Raw genomic sequence first — 3,637 nt, 5'->3', positions numbered from 1 at the left:
TTTATACAATTTATTGTTTTGATTTATTTTTCTTGCTTGGTGAACATTCATACAATGTTGCATTTGATATTTTAGTTTACCATATTATTTTAATTTTTATATCAACCCTAATAAAAAAGACGCTTCCGCGCCTTTATGTATAAATATTAGTGACTATGGTTGTGTTCATGAGAATGAGAATGTCCATTACCTTCTAATAAATAAAGTTCAACTTTTTCTCCATCGATAGTTATTCTAACTTCATTATTACTTAAGTATTCTATAATTTCTCCTCTTTCTCCTTGGTATATTCCGTCTTTAATTTTTTTAGCTTCAAACTCTAAATCTTTACCTTTAATTTCTAAGTCTACATCTATTTCATCGTCATCATGTTTTTCAATAGTTAAGTGAGTATGTGTAAATCCTTTTTTAGAATGATAATTTTTACTTTCTACTTTAACTGGTGCTACTGCACAAGATACTGCTAAAACTAAACCTAAAATAGTTACTAAAATCTTTTTCATATATATCTCTCCCTTGTTATTTATATTGATATTCTACCCTAAAAATTTTAAAAATTCAAGTTAAAAAATACCTTCAAAGTCAGTGTTAATACTAGTTTAACTCCCTTTTTCAAAACAATTTTACATTAAAATTTTTCAGTATTATTATTCATTATAGATTACTAAAAAAGTGAATCTTGTAATTTCTTACTTAATTCACTTAATTAAACTATATCTTACCTCTAAAATCCTTATCAAGTATACTTTTTTCAAGTAAAGATATAGATTCCATTAAACTTAATAACTCAGATACCCTATTTTCTCTATCAAGTACTGATTCTAATATGCGTACTATCTCTTTTTGTTCTTCTATTTGGGGTAGGGGAAAGGCGACTTTTTCCACATATATTCGGAAGAGTTCTTCCTTTCAAAAATTTTATTCCATAAAAACATAAATGTTATAGTCCTTGAACTATAACATTTAATGTAGTGTTTATTTTAATTTATTTAAAATTTCTTCCAATTTTTTCTCTAAATCATTTATTCTTCTATCTTTTTCTTTACTTTCTTTTTCTAATTGATTAAGTCTTGCTAACTCTTTATTTAACTTAACTTCTTCTTCATCCTTAGTTCCAAGTATATATGCAACACCTACACCAAATCCTAAATTACCTTTGCTATTTAGACTTATACTTGCTTTATAATTCATAAGATTTTTATTACCCATAAATCCTATAGCCAATGAATGATTTCCCATATATGTTCCATAACCAGCAGCTATACTAAATTTATCTTTTGTTGAAACAGGTAAATTTGCCATAGCAATAGCATTTGAAATTCCAGAATAGCTTTTATTTTCTATTTCTTTCATCTTTTCATTGCTTGAAGTATTAGAAATTTTCTTTTCAAGTTCCTCAATATTTTTTGTATTTGTTGCTATTTTACCTTCAACGCTACTTAAATCAGCGTTTATAGTATAAGTCGTTGTTCCAGATTCCTTTGATGTTTCTACTGCTATTCCTGTTCCTGCTTTTATTGCTACATTTTCTAATTTTTCTATTTTTTCCTTTATAGCTTCACTTAAATCTAATTTAGGACTTGTAGTTTCATCTGCTGTAGGTTTTGTAACAGTTAAATTCTTATCATTAATATTAAGAGATATTTTAACCTTACCATCTTCTACCTTAGTTATTATTCCATTTTCTCCTTCAAATTTTAAAGGATTTTTATTAGCTATGGTATATCTTGTTTCTCCAGAATCACCAACTAAATGAAGATTCATACTTCTTAATTGAGCCACATTTACAGCATCTGTATCTGCAGTTCCTGCTGCAACTCCTATTATTTGACGAGTTACACCCATAACCTCATTACCAACAGAAAGTGCACCAGATGTACCCTTCCAAGTAGAAACAACTTTATTGCGTTCTACTTTCTTTTTATCTAAAGCCGCTAATTTCTTTTCAACTTCTTCAGATTGTTTTAAAGCCGCCTTCCTTACTTCAGCATCAACTGTCAAACCAGAGCTAGCTTGAAGTTCTGTTAAAGTTGCTTTATCTTTGTTTAATTCTGCTTCTAATTTAGTTTTCTCTTCTTCAAGTTTTTGCTTTTTAGCTTCTTCTTTTTCATTAGCTATACTATTTTTTAAACTTTGTAGTTCTTGTTCTTTAACATTTATAGCAAAAAAAGTATCTCTTTGTTTTATAAGATTATTATACTTCCCTTCTTCTGCATCAAATGCTTTTTGTAACTCCTTAACTTCAGAATCTAATGCATCATATTTAGTTTTCATATCACCTTGTAATTCCATTTTAGGTTCTGTCCCACTAGTAATTAACTTTGTATGGTTTTCTGAAAAATCATAACCTAAAGTTTCTGTACTTCTATTATTAAATGAAGTTGATCCAAGCGATATACCTCCATCTACTTGAACTCTTGAATTATCACCTATTGTAATTGATTTCTTATTTCCAGCATACGTAAAATAACCTAAAGCTATTGAATGATCACTATTTGCTATTGCATGTGCTCCTAATGCACTTGAAAAATGACCCCTTGATTCAGATCCTGTACCAATAGCAAGTGAATCAGATTTAGAAGCTTCTGCCGTTCCTCCTATTGCTATTGATTGATAACCATATACTTTTGCACTTAAACCTATTGCAATAGAATTATTATGAACTCTTTCTGGAGCTGGATTCATTATAGTATAGTCACCCGCTTTAGTCCTAACAGATCCCGGAGTTCCAGTAGAAGCAGTATTATTTCCATCAACTACACTACCATTGCCGCTGTCTATAATAGCAGAAGAAGATACTTGTTTTCTATTTCCTACATATGCACTAGGTCCTAGAACTATTGAATATTCTGAATTTTCAGTTATCAATGAATTTTTACCTATAGCAATTCCTGAATCTCCATTTGCAATAGCCCAATCTCCAACAGCTAAAGAAGATTTACCTATAGACTTTGCCCCATAACCAATAGATGCTGATCTTGCACCTATTGCACGAGAAAATAGACCTAAAGTCATAGAACTTTCGCCTAATGCTGCCGTATTGACTCCTATTGCTAATCCACCAGGATTATTTTCACTTACTGTTGCTTGATACCCTATAGCAGTTGCCACTTGATTTAAAGCTTTAGAATAATAACCTATAGATATAGCACCTACACCATCAGCAGTTGAGTGATTTCCTATCGCTACTGCACTACCCTTCCCTATAGCTCTTGAGTTTGCTCCTATAGCTAATGATAAAGGTGAACCTTTAGCTCCATCATTATCAAAATTACCTCCACCATTTAATCCCATTTCAGCACTAAAATAGTGTATCTTATTATTTTGAATATCTTGAGTATTTTTTGTGATGCTTTTTTGTAAATTTGTCATCTTTTCAGTTTGAGCCTTTACAGCATCCGCTATCATTTTCTCTACTTCTTCTTTTGTTATTGGTGTTGCCGGTGTTGCTGGTGTTGTTTCCTCAGAAAAGGATACAACAGAAGTAATGCATAATGCTAAAATTAATATTTCCTTAATTTTTTTCATTTTTATTCAACTCCTTTTAAAATATTAAATTTAATAAATATATAATGATTAATTCTATTTTTTATTTTTCCATTAAATTATACTACTATTATGGTTCTTCACAAATATT

The 3,637-nt window shown here is 29.8% G+C and carries 3 protein-coding genes; all 3 read right to left on the bottom strand.

From position 1 onward, the window contains the following. Positions 1-146 precede the first annotated feature (146 nt). The 3 genes from AYC59_RS05640 to AYC59_RS05635 all read right to left on the bottom strand — a co-directional run bounded on the left by AYC59_RS05640 (position 147) and on the right by AYC59_RS05635 (position 3,528). The gene (locus AYC59_RS05640) at positions 147-503 is read right to left on the bottom strand and encodes a hypothetical protein (RefSeq protein WP_066896161.1); all 357 of its coding nucleotides are present in this window, start codon (positions 501-503) and stop codon (positions 147-149) included. A 208-nt stretch (positions 504-711) separates the two neighbouring features. Continuing rightward, positions 712-885: a restriction endonuclease subunit S domain-containing protein gene (locus AYC59_RS07795; RefSeq protein ID WP_156445497.1), complete on the bottom strand. Its 174-nt coding sequence runs from the start codon at positions 883-885 to the stop codon at positions 712-714. Positions 886-975: 90 nt separating this feature from the next. Next, positions 976-3,528, bottom strand: coding sequence for a YadA-like family protein (locus tag AYC59_RS05635; protein ID WP_066896158.1), 2,553 nt, complete (start codon positions 3,526-3,528; stop codon positions 976-978). Positions 3,529-3,637 lie beyond the last annotated feature (109 nt).

Origin of the sequence: Pseudostreptobacillus hongkongensis, from assembly GCF_001559795.1 — a bacterium.
Taxonomy (GTDB): Bacteria; Fusobacteriota; Fusobacteriia; order Fusobacteriales; family Leptotrichiaceae; genus Pseudostreptobacillus; species Pseudostreptobacillus hongkongensis.
The sequence above is the reverse complement of the archived record's forward strand: the minus strand, read 5'-3'. Positions and strand labels throughout refer to the sequence as shown.

Bases quoted from the DNA above. Each gene is read 5' to 3' on its own strand.
- AYC59_RS05640 (WP_066896161.1), bottom strand. From the start codon at position 503: ATGAAAAAGATTTTAGTAACTATTTTAGGTTTAGTTTTAGCAGTATCT.
- AYC59_RS05635 (WP_066896158.1), bottom strand. From the start codon at position 3,528: ATGAAAAAAATTAAGGAAATATTAATTTTAGCATTATGCATTACTTCT.